Annotated in this window: 14 protein-coding genes; 9 read left to right on the top strand and 5 right to left on the bottom strand. The window is 58.3% G+C overall.

Annotation, left to right across the window (positions count from 1 at the left end; all coding sequences use genetic code 11):
• Window positions 1-314: 314 nt before the first annotated feature.
• The 3 genes from aroL to ppnP all read left to right on the top strand — a co-directional run bounded on the left by aroL (window position 315) and on the right by ppnP (window position 1708).
• Entirely contained in the window at window positions 315-839 is a 525-nt protein-coding gene (gene aroL, locus ACR8BF_RS14840; protein WP_179896855.1) for a shikimate kinase AroL, read from the top strand.
• Between the two features lie 111 nt (window positions 840-950).
• A complete protein-coding gene (locus ACR8BF_RS14835; RefSeq protein WP_090963318.1) occupies window positions 951-1142 on the top strand; it encodes a YaiA family protein in 192 nt (63 codons plus the stop codon).
• Window positions 1143-1411: 269 nt separating this feature from the next.
• Window positions 1412-1708 carry a pyrimidine/purine nucleoside phosphorylase gene (gene ppnP, locus ACR8BF_RS14830; RefSeq protein WP_003850060.1) on the top strand — a complete coding sequence of 99 codons (297 nt, stop codon included), beginning with the start codon at window positions 1412-1414 and terminating at the stop codon, window positions 1706-1708.
• A gap of 67 nt (window positions 1709-1775) precedes the next feature.
• On the opposite strand, the gene rdgC is transcribed toward ppnP, so the two are convergent.
• The gene (rdgC, locus tag ACR8BF_RS14825) at window positions 1776-2687 is read right to left on the bottom strand and encodes a recombination-associated protein RdgC (protein WP_022625153.1); all 912 of its coding nucleotides are present in this window, start codon (window positions 2685-2687) and stop codon (window positions 1776-1778) included.
• Window positions 2688-2833: 146 nt separating this feature from the next.
• Between rdgC and mak the strand changes: the two genes are divergently transcribed.
• Complete coding sequence (gene mak / locus ACR8BF_RS14820; RefSeq protein ID WP_434745196.1) at window positions 2834-3745, top strand: fructokinase; 912 nt, start codon at window positions 2834-2836, stop codon at window positions 3743-3745.
• A gap of 86 nt (window positions 3746-3831) precedes the next feature.
• Here mak and eat read toward each other — a convergent pair whose 3' ends face one another.
• Window positions 3832-5196, bottom strand: coding sequence for an ethanolamine permease (gene eat, locus ACR8BF_RS14815; protein WP_313699911.1), 1365 nt, complete (start codon window positions 5194-5196; stop codon window positions 3832-3834).
• 250 nt (window positions 5197-5446) lie between these two features.
• Here eat and ACR8BF_RS14810 point away from each other — a divergent pair, with 250 nt between their 5' ends.
• Together ACR8BF_RS14810 and qhpR are read left to right on the top strand one after the other, a co-directional pair.
• Window positions 5447-6451 (top strand): phosphotransferase enzyme family protein, encoded by a 1005-nt coding sequence (locus ACR8BF_RS14810; RefSeq protein WP_434745195.1) that lies wholly within the window; start codon window positions 5447-5449, stop codon window positions 6449-6451.
• 162 nt (window positions 6452-6613) lie between these two features.
• Complete coding sequence (gene qhpR / locus ACR8BF_RS14805; protein ID WP_434745194.1) at window positions 6614-7681, top strand: AraC-like transcriptional regulator QhpR; 1068 nt, start codon at window positions 6614-6616, stop codon at window positions 7679-7681.
• Here qhpR and ACR8BF_RS14800 read toward each other — a convergent pair.
• On the bottom strand, window positions 7678-8049 hold the full coding sequence (locus ACR8BF_RS14800) for a cell envelope integrity TolA C-terminal domain-containing protein (RefSeq protein ID WP_255434159.1): 372 nt from the start codon (window positions 8047-8049) through the stop codon (window positions 7678-7680). The genes qhpR and ACR8BF_RS14800 overlap by 4 nt on opposite strands.
• Window positions 8050-8224: 175 nt before the next feature.
• On the opposite strand from ACR8BF_RS14800, the gene ACR8BF_RS14795 reads away from it, so the two are divergent.
• Genes ACR8BF_RS14795 through ACR8BF_RS14785 form a run of 3 tightly spaced genes read left to right on the top strand, consistent with a single transcriptional unit; the run spans window position 8225 to window position 9926 of the window.
• The gene (locus ACR8BF_RS14795; RefSeq protein WP_179896844.1) at window positions 8225-8902 is read left to right on the top strand and encodes a CsgG/HfaB family protein; all 678 of its coding nucleotides are present in this window, start codon (window positions 8225-8227) and stop codon (window positions 8900-8902) included.
• 11 nt (window positions 8903-8913) lie between these two features.
• Window positions 8914-9273: a DUF4810 domain-containing protein gene (locus ACR8BF_RS14790; protein WP_179896842.1), complete on the top strand. Its 360-nt coding sequence runs from the start codon at window positions 8914-8916 to the stop codon at window positions 9271-9273.
• On the top strand, window positions 9270-9926 hold the full coding sequence (locus tag ACR8BF_RS14785; RefSeq protein WP_179896840.1) for a DUF799 domain-containing protein: 657 nt from the start codon (window positions 9270-9272) through the stop codon (window positions 9924-9926). The genes ACR8BF_RS14790 and ACR8BF_RS14785 overlap by 4 nt, the downstream gene beginning before the upstream one ends.
• Window positions 9927-9955: 29 nt before the next feature.
• Here the strand turns inward: ACR8BF_RS14785 and ACR8BF_RS14780 are convergent, their stop codons facing one another.
• Window positions 9956-13630 (bottom strand): AAA family ATPase, encoded by a 3675-nt coding sequence (locus ACR8BF_RS14780; RefSeq protein ID WP_434745193.1) that lies wholly within the window; start codon window positions 13628-13630, stop codon window positions 9956-9958.
• Window positions 13627-14826: an exonuclease subunit SbcD gene (gene sbcD / locus ACR8BF_RS14775; RefSeq protein WP_434745192.1), complete on the bottom strand. Its 1200-nt coding sequence runs from the start codon at window positions 14824-14826 to the stop codon at window positions 13627-13629. The genes ACR8BF_RS14780 and sbcD overlap by 4 nt, the downstream gene beginning before the upstream one ends.
• Between the last annotated feature and the right edge of the window lie 188 nt (window positions 14827-15014).

Below are 15014 nucleotides of genomic sequence, written 5' to 3'. Positions count from 1 at the left end.
ATGACTCTCCTGTGGCGATTGTTATCAGTATATGGGGGCGTCAACACGAAAAGTAAAATCGGGGCGGTAAGCAAATATTGCCAGCCCATTTTAACCGCCTTTTTGCGAGTTTATCAGCGGCCTGTTAGCGTGCTGATGCACAAAACGTGCATGCATTTCCCCTTGAAAATATAGAGATTATCGTTGTTCCGGTAAGGAAAATGCGTAAAACATGCCTGACAGGTGGAGGCCTTAATAATTTCCAGTTATTATGCGTCGCATTAATAAGCTAACCATGCAACCGCCTCGCGCGGTCAGGCGGAGGAACGGCCCTGATGTCACTACCCATCTTTTTGATTGGCGCTCGCGGTTGCGGCAAAACCACGGTTGGCGAGGCGTTGTCGCAGGCGCTGGGTTACGCCTTTACGGATACCGATCACCATCTGCAACTCAGCACGCAGCGCAGTGTGACCGAAATTGTGGAGGCGGAAGGCTGGGAAGGTTTTCGCGCCCGTGAAACGGAATCGCTCAAGGCGGTGACGGCGCCCCGCACTGTTATTGCGACGGGCGGTGGCATGATTCTGGCTGAAGAGAACTGTCGTTTTATGCAGGAGCACGGTCAGGTGATCTGGCTCAGCGCATCGCCCGAAGTACTGGCAGAGCGACTGGAAAGCGAGCCTGAAGCAGCCCAGCGTCCGACCTTGACCGGACGTCCGATTGCCGATGAGATGAGTGATGTGCTGCGCGAACGCGCGCACCTTTACCAGGCGGCGGCTCATCACCAGGTGAATGCCATGCAATCGCCAGCGTGCGTGGTGGAGGAAATTCTGCTGTCACTTTCGCTGGCGCGCGCCAGCTAACCCTCAGATTTTTCCCGCTTTGATCCCGCTTATGATGTCATTGTCTATACTTATCCTATGACAGGCAGCAGCCTGTCCTGTGGAATGTTATTCAGACAAGAGGGACACAGTATGCCGAGCAGACCGCCGTACCCACGTGAAGCGAAAGTTGTGCCTGTTGAAAAGGGCACTGAAGGTAATAAAGTAACCTCATACGAATTGCGTGCTGATCATCCCAAACCGAATTCATTAATCAGTGAGCACGAGACGGAAGAAGAAGCGCACGATGCTAAAGCGCGTTACGAAGACGTCGAAAAAGAGTAAAGCATTGCGGCTGGCAGGGAGGCCAGCCTGATATTCAGCGTTATTCGCCGTCTGACACCAAATCGTCTGAGCTTTCCCCCCACGCCTTCACCTCTGACATCCCCTTGCCGCATAAAAACAAAGCTGACCGGAGCATCGTCTGAGCGCTCTCTGGCTGCCTGTCTGATCTTCCCCCGAAGGAGATCACAAACGACCATCATTTCGCGTGACAGATCAGCAGGTTCCCTTCTACACTGCCAGACACACAACATGTGCTCTGGAGAACTATTATGCTCAACGTAAGTGAGTATTTTGACGGAAAAGTTAAATCTATCGGTTTTGACAGTGCGAGCACCGGTCGTGCCAGCGTGGGCGTGATGTCAGAAGGTGAATACACATTTGGAACCGGTCAGCCAGAAGAGATGACCGTCGTCAGCGGCTCGCTTAAGGTGTTGCTGCCAGGTGAGACCGAGTGGAAATGGTTTGAAGCGGGTTCGGTGTTTAACGTGCCGGGTCACAGTGAATTTCATCTGCAGGTTGGCGAGCCAAGCTCCTATCTCTGCCGCTACCTGAAAGATAAAGATTAAGAAAAGGGCCGCTCAGCGGCCCTTTTCCTGGGCAAACATCCTCGTCCGGGATTCTGCGGATTACAGCTTAACGCTGGGCTTCGCCGCCTAACGCTTCCACCAGATTGCTGGTCAGTGCCGCCAGTTCGCTGGTCATCAGAATAAAGTCCGCATCAAAGCGCTGCGCAAAATCTTCGCGGTCGATATCGTCGTTCTGGTCACGCAGCGTGTCGCTGAACTTCAGACGCTTCACCGAACCGTCATCGGCCAGAACAAACTGAATGCGTTCCTGCCAGTCGAGTGCCAGTTTGGTCACCAGCTTGCCCGCTTCGATATGGTTGGCGATCTCATCGCAGACCAGATCCTGCTTCTTACAACGGATGACACCGCCATCTTCCAGCAGCGCTTTCAGCTCCGCTTCATCCATCAGGGCGAAACCGGCAGGCAGTTCACCTGAACGCACCCATTCGGTCAGGGTCAGTTCAATCGGGCTTTCCAGCGTCAGCGGCACCACCGGCAGTGAACCCAGGCTCTTGCGCAGCAGCGCCAGCGTATCTTCCGCTTTTTTCGCGCTGGCACAGTCAACCATAATCAGATTGTTGACCGTGTCTATCCACAGATAGGTCTGGCTGAAACGGCTGAAGGCGCGCGGCAGCAGGCTGTGCAGCACTTCATCTTTCAGCGAATCTTTTTCGGTCTTTTTCAGCTTACGGCTCTGCTCAGATTCCAGCTTGTCGATTTTCGCTTCCAGCGCCTGCTTTACCACTGGCGAAGGCAGGATTTTCTCTTCTTTACGGGCGCAAATCACAATCTGGCCTTTGTTCTCATGGGTCAGCGCATCGCTTCGATTGCCCATCGGCGAGACCCAGCCGGTCTTGCTCATATCCTGACTGCCACACGGTGAAAACGTGAAGGCGTCGAGCTGTTTTTCCATCTCATCTGCGGACAGCGGAATGTCACGATTCAGACGATAAACCATCATATTTTTAAACCACAACATCGGGATTCCTTACCGTGGCGCGATCGGGCGCACAAGTCTGCGAGAGTCAGCGCGCATGATAGCGAAACATCGGAGTGGTTTCATTGCCTTTAGGGCAGCTGCCTTCTACTGTATCTCTCACCTGAATGAATAACGAGGACGTAACCTTGCGCATAGGCATAGATCTGGGTGGCACCAAGACAGAAGTGATCGCATTGTCAGATACGGGACAGGAGTTGTTCCGCCACCGGGTGAACACCCCGCGTGATGACTATCCGGCAACCGTGCAGGCGATTGTTGATCTGGTCACACTGGCGGAGCAGAAAACCGGCGAGACCGGTACGGTCGGCCTCGGCATTCCCGGCTCGCTTTCGCCTTACAGTAAGCGGGTGAAAAATGCCAACTCCACCTGGCTCAACGGTCAGCCGCTGGATAAGGATCTGGCGCAGGCGCTGAACCGGGAAGTGCGTATCGCCAACGATGCTAACTGCCTGGCGGTGTCAGAAGCAGTCGATGGTGCGGGTGCCGGACAGTCGCTGGTGTTTGGCGTGATCATCGGCACCGGATCGGGTGCGGGGGTGGCGATCAACGGGGAGTCGCGCATCGGTGGTAACGGTAATGCCGGTGAGTGGGGCCACAATCCGCTGCCGTGGATGGATGAGGATGAGCTGCGCTACCGGCAGGAAGTGCCCTGTTATTGCGGGCAGCAGGGCTGCATTGAGACCTTCGTTTCAGGCACCGGTTTTGGTATCGACTATCAGCGGCTGAGCGGCGTGCATCGCAAGGGCGCGGAGATCGTCTCACTGCTGGCGCAGCAGGATCCGATCGCCGAACTGGCAATGAGTCGCTATGAGCTGCGGCTGGCAAAATCGCTGGCACAGGTGGTGAACCTGATCGATCCCGATGTGATCGTGCTGGGCGGCGGGATGAGCAATGTGGATCGTCTCTATCAGACCGTGCCGGTGCTGATGAAGAAGTGGGTATTTGGCGGCGAGTGTGAAACGCCGGTGCTGAAGGCGCGGCATGGCGACTCCAGCGGCGTGCGCGGTGCGGCATGGCTCTGGCCGCTTAACGGCTGAGTGACCCGTGCATCCGCTGACGATTCAGCGCCTGGGTTTTCAGGCGCTGAATGTAACCCACGGCGCGGCACCCTGCCGCGCCGCGTTTATTCGCCGACCAGCATACTGTCCTGCGGTGCCCGATCGCGCTGCGCTTTGGTGGCGAGGAAGTAGAGATAACCGACCAGCATGATGGCGAAGAACAGCGCGGCAATCACCGGATTAAACCACAGCATCGCCAGCAGACAGACCACCGACAGCAGCAGTGCGATGCCCGGTATAATCGGATAGCCCGGCGCGCGGAAACTGCGGGCCATATCCGGTGCGCTGCGGCGCAGTTTAAACAGGCTCAGCATGCTCATGATGTACATTACAATCGCGCCGAAGACTGCCATGGTGATCATCGCGGCCGTCAGCGTCATCCCCTGCAGATTAATCACGCCATCGCTGTAAATTGCCGCGATACCCAGCAGCCCGCCGAGAATAATTGCCCGATGCGGGGTCTGAAAGCGTGACAGTTTTGCCAAAGAAGGCGGCAGATAGCCCGCACGTGCCAGGGCAAAAAATTGCCGTGAATAGCCGAGGATGATGCCGTGGAAGCTGGCAATCAGGCCAAACAGTCCAATCCACACCAGCATGTGCATCCAGGTAGAGTGTTCGCCGACGATCATTTTCATCGCCTGCGGCAGCGGATCGTTAATATCTGAGAGTTTGCGCCAGTCGCCCGCGCCGCCCGCCATCAGCATCACGCCTATCGCCAGCACCACCAGCGTCAGAATTCCGCTGATGTAGGCACGGGGGATTGTCCGGGTTGGATCTTTTGCCTCTTCGGCTGCCATCGCAGCGCCTTCAATGGCAAGGAAGAACCAAATGGCGAAGGGAATGGCGGCGAAAATACCGGAGAAGGCGGGCAGTCCGAAAGTGTCGCTGCCTGCCCAGCCGTGCGCGGCAAAATTTGCCAGGCTAAAGCCGGGTGAGACCACACCCATAAACACCAGCAGTTCGATTACGGCCAGCACGGTGACAACCAGTTCAAACATCGCCGCCAGTTTTACACCAAGAATATTCAGCGTCATGAATATCAGGTAAGCCCCAACCGCCGCGGTTTTCGGGTTGAGCCCGGGATACTGCACATTGAGATAAGCCCCGATCGCCATAGCAATCGCCGGTGGCGCAAAGACAAACTCAATCAGTGTCGCCAGACCGGCAATCAGTCCGCCGGTTTCGCCAAAGGCGCGACGACTATAGGCAAAGGGCCCACCCGCATGGGGGATCGCAGTGGTCAGTTCGGTGAAGCTAAAGATAAAGCAGGTGTAGAGCGTGGCGATCAGTGCGGTAGTGACCAGAAATCCCAGCGTGCCTGCCACAGCCCAGCCGTAACTCCAGCCAAAATATTCGCCTGAGATCACCAGGCCAACCGCAATCCCCCACAGATGCAGGGTGCCCAGCGTGGGCTTGAGTCTGTTTGTCATACCGTTATCCCCGTCGTTGTTGGTCTCACGCGGCGTTACACCGCCATGACGACTAAAGTAAGGAGATAATGCCGTTGCCTTGCGCGCCGCGACTTGACGCGGGCGCAGTGACTTCTGTCCTCCACGGTCAACTCACAGGCAAAAACCGGGCCAGATGCACGCTGCGGTCAACTTTGTCTCTTCTGAGGTCAAGCAGCTCACCTTCTGGCAACGCATGCTGAGATAACGCAAGTGAAAAGGAGCCGGACAGATGAGCGCTAAACAATATGACAACCTGACTGATTCACAACTCACCCTGATGGCGCAGCAGGCGCTGGCCTGTTATCCCGCCGCGCTGCAGGGGCAGCTCAGCCTGCTGTGCCGCTCAGAGAACGCCACGTTCCTGCTGCAGGCGGCTGGCCGGCGTTATGCGCTGCGGCTGCATCGCGGCGATTACCATCAAAAAGCGGACATCATCAGCGAACTGTTGTGGCTCGATGCGCTGCGCGAAACCGGCATTCAGGTGCCGGAAGCGGTACCGGACAAAGAGGGCGAAACCGTGCTGACACTGCGGCTGCCGGACGGCAGTGAACGCTATGTGGTGCTGTTTCACTGGATCGACGGCGAGATGCCGACCACCGACGTCGATCCCCGCGCTTTTCAGCAACTGGGCAACATTACCGCGCGGCTGCATCAGCACAGTAAACAGTGGCAGCCGCCTGCGGGTTTTCAGCGGATTATCTGGGATCACCACACCATGACCAGTAGCGAGAGTCACTGGGGACGCTGGCAGGATGCACCCAACCTGGATCCCGCCGATCACGACGTGGTCGGGCAGGCGATAAGCCAGGTCGGTGCGGCGATGGCACAGTTTGGCAAGGGATCGGATCGCTATGGTCTGATCCACGCCGATCTGCGGCTGACCAATCTGCTGCTGCACAAGGGCGAAACGCGGGTGATCGACTTCGATGACTGCGGGCTTGGCTGGTATCTGCATGATCTGGCGGCAGCGATCAGTTTTGTTGAACATCATCCGCGCGCGACAGAGTGGATCGATCACTGGATCCGCGGTTACGAGCAGGTGGCGCATATCAGCGATGCGGAGATGGCCATGCTGCCCGCGCTGCTGATCCAGCGCCGCATCCAGCTCACTGCATGGGTAGGATCGCATGCCGAAACCGACATGGCGCACAGTCTCGGTCCGGCGTGGGCAAGCCATTCGGTTCGCCTTTGCCGCCGTTATCTGGAAGGTCAGCAGCTGCCGGTTGGCGTCTGATGCACCAGCGGCGGGCGTTACTGCGCCGCCGCAGTGCCGGATGCCATGCCCGCGCGCAGGCTGACCCGCAAGTAGGCGGCGCGGCGGGCCTCGGGGACCTGGTATGAAATTTGCTCTGATCTCAGGGACGGGTGATCCACCTGAATTCTGACTGAGGCGACCATGAATCCGACACTGATAAAGCCTGATGCCTTTGCGGCCTGCTCTGCAGCGGCGGGCGCAGGCAATCACGGCGTGCTGGCAGCGGCGGCGACCGGCTTAAGCGAATTTATTCATACCCAGGGCGGCGATGTTGATCGCATCTTCGGTATCAGCGGCATTGACCCGGAACGCCTGGCCAGCCCGACGCTGAGCCTGGGACTGGTTAACTACTGTCGGGTGCTGGAAGAGGCGGCGCGTCACTCCGGTTTTGATAACTTCGGTTTGCACTACGGCAGGCAGTTTAAACCGCAGTCATTAGGCCTGATCGGCTACATCGGCTTGTGCTCCGACACGCTGGAGCAGGCGCTGCACAATGTGGTCAATGCCTTTCCCTGGCATCAGCACGACACCTTAACCAGGCTGGTGGATAAGGGAGAGTGCTGGCGGCTCGACTACCAGGTGCGACACGGCGCAATCCTGTCGCGCCGTCAGGACGCCGAGCTGACGCTTGGCATGTTTATGAATCTGATCCGTCACGTGGCAGGCAGGCACTGGGCACCGCGTGAAGTTCACTTTGAACATCCGCGTCCCGGCCAGTGGCACGATCACTGTAAAGTGTTTGATGCGCCGGTCTGGTTCGATCAGCCGTTTAATTCGCTGGTAATCCCGAAACGCGATCTGCTGCGCACGATGCCGGAGAGCGATCCGATCCTGTTGATGGTGATGCAGGATGCGATCCGGCGGCTTAACCGTGGAACGTCGCAGCAAAGTATGATTGAGCAGGCGCGATCGCAGGTTAATTTATCGCTGATGCAGGGTGAGCCGGTGCTGGAAGAGGTGGCGGATAAACTCGGGCTATCGAGCTGGTCACTGCAGCGGCGACTGCGCGAAGAGGGCAGCAGCTTTACCGCGTTGGTGGATCAGGTGCGCTGCGAAATGGCGACGCACTATCTGCAGCAGAAGCAACTGCCGATATCAGAGATGGCGCTGCTGTTGGGCTACTCAGAAGTCAGTGCATTCTCACGCGCATTTCGCCGCTGGTTTGGCATCAGTCCACGTCAGTGGCGTCAGGAAGGTCTGGCCAGCTAACCGCGCGGTGCAAAGCCGAACCACGCCGGTTGCCCTGGCTCCGGTGGCGGCGGCAAATCGCGGGTCTGCGCCACCAGCTGCCAGGCGCGCAGGCAGAGCGCTTCATTACCCTGAGTTTGTGTCACCGCATAACGTCTGCTGTGTTCCTGCCATTCCATCCGGACCAGACATTGCTGACCAGCATAACGCGCTGCATCCGTGAACTGCCTGTTGAGCACCGGCTGCATTTGATAAGTCCAGTGACAGGATTCGCTGTCCGGATCTTTTGCCGGCTGACACAGGTTTGCCACACTATCCCGTTGCTTTGTCACAGGTTGCTGACAGGCGCTGAGCGACGTTACAATAATCACCCCCAGCAATATTCTCATTTTTATATTAATTAAATTCATTTAACTGGCCAACTTTCCTTAAAGATCTTTCAGTCTGCTGCCGACAGTCTACAGACCGGCATCATGAATGCTATGGCATTACTCCGACTGTCGACAGAACCAGAATTTACCGCCCTCGCGCGGGTTTACGTCTCTTTCACTTCATGGATTAGAAATGCAGAAAAAATATGCCTTTGCGGCACTCTCCCTGTTAACGGCGTCGCTGATCAGCGGCTGTGCCACCGAATCCTCCCGTGCTATTCAGGCCCCGCAGGCTCGCGCTGCCAGCCAGCCGGTTTATCAGGGCGTGCGCAGCCCGATTGCGGTGGGTCAGTTTGATAACCGCTCTTCGTACATGAACGGCATCTTCTCTGATGGCGTCGATCGGCTGGGTAATCAGTCGAAAACCATTCTCATTACCCATCTGCAGCAGACTAACCGTTTCAGCGTGCTGGATCGCAGCAATCTGAAAGAGCTGCAGCAGGAGTCGGACTTCAAACGCAGCCAGCAGAATATCAAAGGCGCGAACTATATCATCACCGGTGATATCACCGAGTTTGGCCGCAAAGAAGTGGGCGATCAGCAGCTGTGGGGCATTCTGGGCCGCGGTAAAACGCAGGTCGCCTATGCCAAAGTGAATCTGAACGTGGTGGATGTCACCACGTCTGAAGTGGTCTACAGCACCCAGGGTGCGGGCGAGTATCAGCTTTCGGCGCGTGAAGTCATCGGCTTTGGGGGCACCAGCAGCTATGACTCGACGCTGAACGGCAAAGTGATGGATCTGGCGATTCGGGAAGCAGTCGATCATTTAGTGGATGGAATCAACAACGGCGCATGGCGTCCGGCTAAATAAGGAAGCAGTAAATGAAGATGATGACACTGAGCGGCGTGCTGATTGCAGCGGCGCTGCTGGCGGGCTGCGCGCCAAAAGCGCCGAAAACGATCTACTACTGGGGCGATTATCAGCAGCAGGTTTACAGCTACTATCAGCCGGGCAGCGATCCGCTGAAGCAGATTGATGCGCTGAATCTGGATATTGAGAAAGCCCGTGCCGTTAACCAGGCGGTTGCGCCTGGCCTGCATGCCCAGCTCGGCCTGCTCTATGCGAAGACTGGCGATACGCAGAAAGCCTTTGGTCAGTTCGCCACGGAGAAGCAACTGTTTCCTGAATCGGCACCTTACATGGATTTTCTGATGAGTAAAAAACAAGGAGTAGTACGGTGAAAAAACTGATTGCCCTGAGTGGCGCGCTGATGGTGCTGTTGCTGACCGGCTGTGCGCAGCCGAAAAAACCGTATGACTACAGCGCGTTTCGTGCCAGCAAGCCCGCCTCGATTCTGGTGTTGCCTGCGGATAATAAATCACCGGATATCAACGCCGCACACAGTCTGAACTCGCTGGTGACGCGTCCGCTGGCCGAAGCCGGTTACTACGTCTTCCCGGTAGCTGTGGTTGAAGAGACGTTTCAGCAGAATGGTGTGACCAGCGCCACTGACGCTCAGGCTGTCAGCGCGAAGCGTCTGAATGAGATCTTCCACGCCGACAGCGCGCTCTATATCTCGATCAGCGAATATGGCAGCAGCTACCGGGTTATTGACAGTGTAACGACCGTGACGGCTCAGGCACGGCTGGTCGATCTGCGCAGCGGCAAAGAGATCTGGCAGGGTAAGGCCAGTGCCAGCGACAATGAAGAGAACAACAATAATAATGGCGGACTGGTGGGGATGCTGGTTAACGCGGCGATCAAACAGATTGCCAGCAACGTGACTGACAAAGCGCACACCGTTGCCGGACTGACCAGCAATCGTATGCTGGCACAGAACGAGCAGGGCGGGTTACTTACCGGTCCACGCTATACGCTGGTTAGCGCCCGCTGATCAGATTCAGACGGGCGCTCTGGCGCCCGTTATCCCTGCGGCAGTTCCAGCTGGCTGTATCCTAATCCATTCATCTTGCGCACTTTAATCTGCACCGGAATACGCTCTTTCATCGCTTCCACATGACTGATCACCCCAATGGTTTTGCCGCTGGCATTAAGCGCGTCAAGAGCATCCAGCGCGGTATCCAGCGTCTGGGCATCCAGCGTGCCGAACCCCTCATCCAGAAACAGCGATTCGATGCGCGTTTTGTGGCTGACCAGGTCCGATAACGCCAGCGCCAGCGCCAGACTGACCAGGAAACTCTCGCCTCCCGATAGCGTGCGGGTATCACGTGCCGCGTCGGCCTGCCAGGTATCGACCACATCCAGCTCCAGCAAATCCTGCGCCCGGCGTTGCAGCAGATAGCGCCCATGCAGCCGATCAAGCTGCCTGTTAGCCAGTGCCACCAGGTGATCCAGCGTTAAGCCCTGTGCAAAGCGCCGGAACTTATCGCCGGTCGCGGAGCCGATCAGATCGTTGAGCCGGCTCCACTGCGCCAGCACCACGCCATCCTGTTCAATCTGGGTCATCAGGCTCTGCTGCCGCACACGAAGGCTGGCATCGCTGTGCAGTTGCTGCTGAATCTGACCCTGCTGACTGGCGTTGTCGCGCAGTGCCAGCCGTAACTGCTCCAGTTGTTGCACCAGCGCTTCGGCGGATTCTGGCATCGCATCAGGCTTCGCCTGCTGATGGACGCTGAGCCGCTGGCGCAGATCGGCCAGTCGCGCCTGGTGCTGCTGGCATTGCTGATCGAGCTGTTGCAGCTGCTGACGCAGTTGCAGCGCGGTCTGCTCATCCAGCAGCGCCGCGCGCAGACTGGCTTCGTCGGCGAATCCGGCGCTCTCACGTGCGTGCTGCAGCGCACTTTCCGCTTCTGCCAGTTTGCCGCTGAGTGTCTGACGCTGATTTTCCAGACCTGAAAGCTCACCCTGAAGGCGACTGACCTCGGCCTGGGCCTGCTGCAGGGCACTGAGCTGTTGGGTCAGCTGTTCATCAGACTGCTGAACGCGGGCCTGCATCTGCTGACGGGCCTGGGTGACGTCGCGATCGCCAAACAGCGCGTGGCGCTGCTGACGCATTTCGCCTAGCTGCGTCTGGCTCTGCTGCTGCTGCAGCTGACGGATCGCCAGCTGCTGCTGTTCCAGGTCTGCCTGCTGTTGCAGCGCAGTGAGCTGGGTTTCGCCCTTTAACAGCTGCGGTTGCAGGTTAGCGAGCAACTGCTCACTCTCCTGCCAGCGCTGCCAGCGCTGCTGCTGTTCTGCCAGCCATGCATCGCGAGAGGCGGCATCCGGCAAAGTCAGGTTATGCGCGCTGAACTGCTGTTCCAGACGACTCTGCAATTGCGCCATGGCCTGCTGTTCCTGTTGCAGACGCTGTTGCAGCGCATCCAGCGTCTGCTGCAGGCTGGTCAGCGACTGCTGCGCCAGTTGCTCCGCCTGCAGATGTTGCTGCCAGGCCTGCGACTGCTGAAGATGGTGATCTTTTGCAGCCTGCCGCGCCTGTTCAGCGGCTTCCTGTGCCTGGCGCTGCTGCTCAAGCTGGCTTTCACGTTCGCTTTGTTGCTGCTGCCACGTGGCTAAAGCGTCACGATCGGTAAGCGGGAAGGTAAGTGCCAGCTCACCGCTCAGCGCCTGCCATTGCTGCTCTAGCTGGTCGAGCTGACGCTGCGTCTCCGCGATTTCATCGCGCAGCGTCTGCTGTTGCAGTGCGGACTGCTTCAGCTGTTCGCTTTTGGCCGTGCCCGCTTCGCGCAATGCCTCGGTTTGCTGCTGCAGAGCAGGCCGGCGCTGCTGGTTAGCACTCACTTCCAGCGTGCTGTAGGCCTCGACGGCAGGATGGGAGCAGGAGCCGCATAGCGGGCAGGGCTGATCGACGGTCAGTCGTGCACGGTAATCGCTGAGATCGACAATCTGCTGCTCCAGCGCGCAGATTTTTTCGACGTCATCCAGCTGCTGTTTTTCGCGTTTCCACGTCTCGCGCAGGGTCTGGAGTTCTGATTCACTCTGCTGATGCGCTTTTTCCAGTGTGTTCAGCCGCTGCTGACGTTGTCCCAGCTGCTGGTGCAGCGGCTGCCACTGTGCAGAGAGCAGCAGCAGTTGCTGACGCGCCGGACGGCTGTTCTGCAACTGGCTCAATGCCTGCCTTAGTGCGGCTGGCGCATGCTGTTCCTGAAGCGAAGTTAGTGCTTGCTCCGTTTGCAACAGCGCCTGGCGGGCCTGTTGCTCCGCCTGCTGGCGCGGCAATGCCTGCTGTGCCTGCTGTTGCTGCTTTGCACGCTGCGCGTCGATTTGCTGCTGTTGCTGATCGCGCTGCCGGGTCAGTTCCGCCAGCGTCGCCTCACGCTGTGCCAGCAGGGCAAAGTTCTCCTGCCATACCGGCAGCGAAGCGCCCCAATGCGCCAGATCGGCAAGCTGCTCACGTAACTGATGCTGTTCAGCCATCTTCTGCTGCACTGACGTGACCTGCCGCTTCTGCTCCGTCAGGCTGGCCTGGGTCTGGTCGACATGCTGCTGCAGACGGCTATTTTCCTGCTGCTGCTCCGCAAGATGCTGCTGCAACGTACTGATCCGCTGATCCAGCGGGAGAACCTGTTCCGTCAGCAGGCTTTCCTGCAGCTGTTGTTCCTGCAGCGCCTGCTGGCGGGCCGTCTGAGCAGCTGCGTAATTCTGCTGATGCTGCTGCTGTTGGTTCTGCGCCTGCGATGCCGCCGCGGTGAGTTGCTGACAGCGGCTCTCAACCTGCTGCTGTTCGGTGCGTAACGCGTCGCGCTGCTGCAGTTTTACCCGCAGCTTTTCAGCCGGCTCGCTGCGAGCCAGCCGCTGGCGGTCCATCTCTGCCGCCTGGGATGCGGCCTGGGCCTGCTGTACTGCCGCTTCAGCCTGCTCCTTCTCCTGCTGTAACTGCTGTGTCTGCTGCTGCCACTGCTGCTGTTGCTGCGCCTGTTGATAGTGCGCGCTGAGCCGCTGTTCAGCGTCGGTCAGATCGGTGAGCTGCTGTTGCAGCGCGTCGCGTGCGTCACTATCCAGAAGCGCCATCGCACCAGCCTGGCTGCGCAGCAGTTCCAGCTGGTTTTTTGCCTCTTTATGGCGCTCGTAGATGGCGGCGGAAATCAGGCCGTAAATTTCGGTGCCTGTCAGCTCCTCCAGCAGTTCGGCACGCTCACTGGCTTTGGCGTTGAGAAAGGCAGCGAACTGGCCCTGTGACAGCATCATCGAGCGGGTAAAGCGTTCGAAATCAAGACCGGAGAGGGTTTCGATCATCTTCAGTTTGTCACCGACTTTATCGGCAACAATGGTGTTATCGGCGCAGCGCGCCAGCTCAACGCGCGGTGCCTGTAACTTGCCGTCGGCGGTGCCGCGCGCGCGGTTCTGGCTCCAGAAGGCGCGCCAGGCTTCGCCTTTGATCTCAAACTCTACTTCAGCCAGACATTCGGCACAGTCGCGCGTCATCAGCGCATTCTGGCTCTGGGAAATCGCGCCCAGGCGCGGTGTCTGGTGATAGAGCGCCAGACAAATGGCGTCCAGCAACGTGGTTTTACCCGCCCCGGTGGCCCCGGTTATGGCGAACAGGCCGTTGCTGGCAAAGGGTTCGGCACGGAAGTCGATGAACCATTCACCGCGCAGGGCATTGAGGTTTTTAAACCGTAGCGTGAGGATCTTCATTGGGTCTCTTCCATGGCGGCCAGCGTCTGGCGGAACAGGGTGGTCATCTCGTCGATTTGCGCCGGCTGCAGCTCTTCATCCAGCGCCAGCCGGCGGGCAAAGACCTCCTCTACCTTCAGCTCACTCAGGGTTTCGTTGTCGAGCCGCGCCAGGCTCTGCTGCCGCTGTTCACGGCTGCGGCGCAGCAGCAAGACCTCAACCGGCAGCGTGGCGGTCAGGGTTTCGACCTGACGCTGCAGATCGCTGAGGTACTCCTGCGTGGTGACTTCGATGTCGAGCCAGGTTGGCTTCTCCTGCTCTGCCGTACTGAAGGCGTTTACCTGCTCTGCAATCTGCGCCAGCGATCCTTTTAGCACCTGCATCGGCTGCGCCTGCGGCACCATCAGCGGCGTGACCGATTGCAGGCCACTGGCGGCCAGTTCCAGCAGGAAGACGCTCTTTTCGCTGCCCAGCTCATCAAAGCTCAGTGGAATCGGCGAGCCGCTGTAGCGGATATGCTCGCTTCCCGCGACGCGCTGGGCGCGGTGAATATGGCCCAGCGCAATGTAGTCAGCCGCCGGAAAGGCGCTGGCGGGGAAGGCATCCAGCGTACCGATATAGATGTCGCGCACCGAATCGCTCTGGCTGACGCCGACGGTGGTGAGATGGCCGGTGGCGATAATCGGCAGCGCATAACCCAGCGCCTGGGCAGCGGCGAAACGCTGCTGATAGTGATGGGCGATCGCCTCCAGCAGCGAGGTCTGTTTGTCGCGACCCGACTGACCCGCACGGCTGCGCAGGATATCGCGCGGCCGCAGATAGGGAATGGCGCACAGCAGCGCGCCAGGTTCGCCCTGGCGGGTGTTGAGCAGCAGCACATCATCCTGCTCCTGGGGCGTGGCGATCACCCGGGTGTTGAGACAGGCAAGCAGTTCGCGCGACTCATTCAGTGTCGCCACGGAATCGTGGTTGCCCGCCAGCACAATCAGCTGACAGCCGGTGGGCTGCAGCGCCACCACAAAACGGTTAAACATCTCGCGGGCGTAGCTGGGCGGCGTGCCGGTATCAAACAGATCGCCTGCAATAATCAGTGCATCCACCTGATGCTGTTCAATCTGGATCAACAGCCAGTCGAGAAACGCCTGATGCTCGGCTGCCCGACTTTTGTTGTAAAAGAACTGCCCCAGATGCCAGTCCGCAGTATGAATGATGCGCATGATGAGTCCCTGCCGTTGTGATTCGCCCGGCGATTATACTGGCTCTGCGGCCAAAGCAAAAAATTGTCGCTGCGCTGTCATAAATGATTACCAACGGCGTTACAGGCAGGTTATGTTTTTCATAAAAGTGTCACAAATCTGACGCATAATGGCGCCGCGAATCTCAGTGACAGCCGTCATAATCAGCA

The organism is Candidatus Pantoea rara (genome assembly GCF_051136265.1).
Lineage (GTDB): Bacteria > Pseudomonadota > Gammaproteobacteria > Enterobacterales > Enterobacteriaceae > Pantoea > Pantoea rara.
This window is presented reverse-complemented; position numbering and strand designations above follow the sequence as displayed.